This is a genomic window from Christiangramia marina (assembly GCF_048285865.1).
Lineage (GTDB): Bacteria > Bacteroidota > Bacteroidia > Flavobacteriales > Flavobacteriaceae > Christiangramia > Christiangramia marina.
In genome coordinates, this window is the sequence record NZ_JBLVTK010000002.1 from 557,318 (window position 1) to 560,028 (window position 2,711).

General features: G+C 37.9%; 5 protein-coding genes and 1 pseudogene. All 6 read right to left on the bottom strand.

Going from position 1 to position 2,711, the window contains the following annotated elements; genetic code table 11:
• A pseudogene (locus ACNKXS_RS09010) lies at positions 1-100 on the bottom strand (50S ribosomal protein L7/L12); the annotation flags it as partial.
• Positions 101-156: 56 nt separating this feature from the next.
• The gene (rplJ, locus tag ACNKXS_RS09015; protein ID WP_298246389.1) at positions 157-678 is read right to left on the bottom strand and encodes a 50S ribosomal protein L10; all 522 of its coding nucleotides are present in this window, start codon (positions 676-678) and stop codon (positions 157-159) included.
• 9 nt (positions 679-687) lie between these two features.
• Positions 688-1,386, bottom strand: a complete 699-nt coding sequence (rplA, locus tag ACNKXS_RS09020; RefSeq protein ID WP_298246388.1) for a 50S ribosomal protein L1 — start codon at positions 1,384-1,386, stop codon at positions 688-690.
• Positions 1,387-1,405: 19 nt separating this feature from the next.
• Positions 1,406-1,843 (bottom strand): 50S ribosomal protein L11, encoded by a 438-nt coding sequence (gene rplK, locus ACNKXS_RS09025; RefSeq protein WP_026915414.1) that lies wholly within the window; start codon positions 1,841-1,843, stop codon positions 1,406-1,408.
• A gap of 76 nt (positions 1,844-1,919) precedes the next feature.
• Complete coding sequence (gene nusG, locus ACNKXS_RS09030; protein WP_141877088.1) at positions 1,920-2,471, bottom strand: transcription termination/antitermination protein NusG; 552 nt, start codon at positions 2,469-2,471, stop codon at positions 1,920-1,922.
• Between the two features lie 14 nt (positions 2,472-2,485).
• Positions 2,486-2,683, bottom strand: a complete 198-nt coding sequence (gene secE, locus ACNKXS_RS09035; protein ID WP_026915412.1) for a preprotein translocase subunit SecE — start codon at positions 2,681-2,683, stop codon at positions 2,486-2,488.
• Positions 2,684-2,711: the final 28 nt, after the last annotated feature.

Genomic DNA, 2,711 nt, shown 5'->3' on the forward strand with positions numbered 1-2,711 from the left:
GCTCGATACCGTATTCTTCTTTCAAAATATCAGCTAACTCGTTTACTTCTTTTACAGTAAGGTTAACTAGTTGTTCTGCGAAATCTTTTAAATCTGCCATTTTCTATCGTTTTTAAAAAGTTCTTTAATTATAATTGTTAAAAAGTGCGTACTATATTATCCTTCCTTTTCTGAAAGGGTCTTAAGGATTCCTGCGATCTTTCCACCACCTGATTTAAGTGCAGAAACAACATTTTTAGCAGGAGACTGAAGTAATCCAATGATATCCCCGATAACTTCTTCTTTCGACTTGATGTTAACCAATGTCTCAAGATAATCATCACCTACGTAGATAGCTTCTTCAACAAAAGCACCTTTAAGTAGAGGCTTATCAGATTTCTTTCTGAAATCCTTAATTACTTTCGCTGGAGCATTTCCAGTTTCCGAAAGCAAAATTGATGTGTTACCTTTTAAAACTGTTGGAAGTTCTCCGAAATCTTTATCGGATGCCTCCATAGCTTTAGCAAGCAACGTGTTTTTAACTACCGATAACTTAACGTTTGCTTTGAAACAAGCTCTACGTAAGTTAGAAGTACTTCCAGCGTCAAGGCCAGAAATATCAGCTAAGTAGATAGTTTGGAATCCGGCTAGCTGAGCAGTTAAGTCTTCTATAACTTGTGATTTTTCTTCTCTTGTCATAATCGTAAATTATTGCTCAGTAAACCTTTTAGTATCTATCTCTATACTCGGGCTCATGGTACTAGTCATATAAATGCTCTTTATATAAAGACCTTTAGCTGCCTGAGGCTTCAATTTTACCAGCGTAGTTAATAATTCTCTTGCGTTACCTGCGATTTTCTCAGCATCGAAGGATGCTTTTCCAATTGCAGCGTGCACAATCCCTGTTTTGTCAACTTTAAAGTCGATCTTTCCAGCTTTCACATCAGACACTGCTTTAGCAATATCCATGGTTACCGTACCGGTCTTTGGGTTAGGCATAAGCCCTCTTGGTCCTAGAACACGTCCTAATGGTCCAAGTTTCCCCATAACGCTAGGCATAGTGATGATAACATCAACATCTGTCCAACCACCTTTAATTTTTTCAAGGTATTCATCTAGTCCAACGAAATCTGCACCAGCTTCTTTTGCTTCTTCTTCCTTATCTGGAGTAACAAGCGCAAGAACTTTAACATCCTTACCTGTTCCGTGCGGAAGAGTTACAACACCTCTAACCATTTGGTTAGCTTTACGTGGATCTACGTTCAAACGAACTGCAAGATCTACAGAAGGATCGAAATTTGCGTTGGTAACATCTTTTATCAAAGCAGACGCCTCAGCAACCGTGTACGTTTTACCGTTCTCGATCTTTCCCTGAGCTTCTTTTTGCTTTTTAGTTAATTTTGCCATTTTCTAATTTCTTTTTGGATTAAAACGGTGCTTCACCTTTTACAGTTATTCCCATCGAACGAGCTGTTCCGGCAACCATTTTCATTGCAGATTCAACAGTAAATGCGTTAAGATCCTGCATTTTGTCTTCTGCAATCGCTTTAACCTGATCCCAAGAAACACTAGCTACTTTTTTTCTGTTCGGCTCACCTGAACCTTTTTTAGTTTTTGCCGCTTCCATCAATTGCACTGCTGCAGGTGGTGTTTTGATTACAAAATCAAAAGACTTATCCTTATAAACAGTAATTGCTACTGGAAGCACCTTTCCTTGCTTGTCCTGAGTTCTACCATTGAATTGCTTACAGAATTCCATGATGTTCACTCCGGCAGCACCTAAAGCAGGTCCAACTGGTGGTGATGGGTTAGCAGCACCTCCGCGAACTTGTAGTTTTACAACTTTACTTACTTCTTTTGCCATTTTTCAAATTTTTAAATGATAGTTTATTGAGTGGAAGCTGAAAAAACTATCAAAAAATATATGTAACAGTAATTTTTTATACTTTCTCTACCTGCATATAACTCAATTCTAATGGAGTTTTTCTTCCGAAAATCTTGACCATTACTTCAAGCTTACGCTTTTCCTCGTTGATCTTTTCAACAGTTCCATTGAAACCATTGAACGGACCGTCAATTACTTTGATTGTTTCGCCTATTGTGAATGGAATTGCAACATTATCTGTCTTCACAGATAGCTCATCTACCTTACCTAACATTCTATTCACCTCAGATTTTCTAAGTGGAACGGGGTCTCCCCCTTTAGTTTCACCTAAAAATCCAATAACGCCATTTATCCCTTTAATAATGTGAGGAATCTCACCGCTGATATTAGCTTGAATCATTACATAGCCAGGAAAATAAACTCTTTCTTTATTTACTTTTTTCCCGTTACGAATTTGTATTACTTTTTCAGTAGGCACAAGAACCTGGTCCACAAAATCCTCCAGCCCCATATGAGCAATTTCTTTCTCTATATAGTCCTTAACTTTATTTTCCTGTCCACTTACAGCGCGAACCACATACCACTTTTTCTCCTTAGCTTCAGCCATCACTCTTTATTGTTTTATGATTTAACCCATTCGAAGTACTGCTCAATCGCTCCACTAAAAAGCGTATCAACACCCCAAATTGCCAATGAAAAAACAATCGAGAATACAGCAACAATCACTGTTAGCCTCTGAGCTTCAGACCAGCTTGTCCAGGTAACGTGGTTTTTTAACTCGTTATATGATTCTGAAATGTAATTAACAAATCCTGCCATGTTCTAAAAAAATATTTGCACGGGTTGA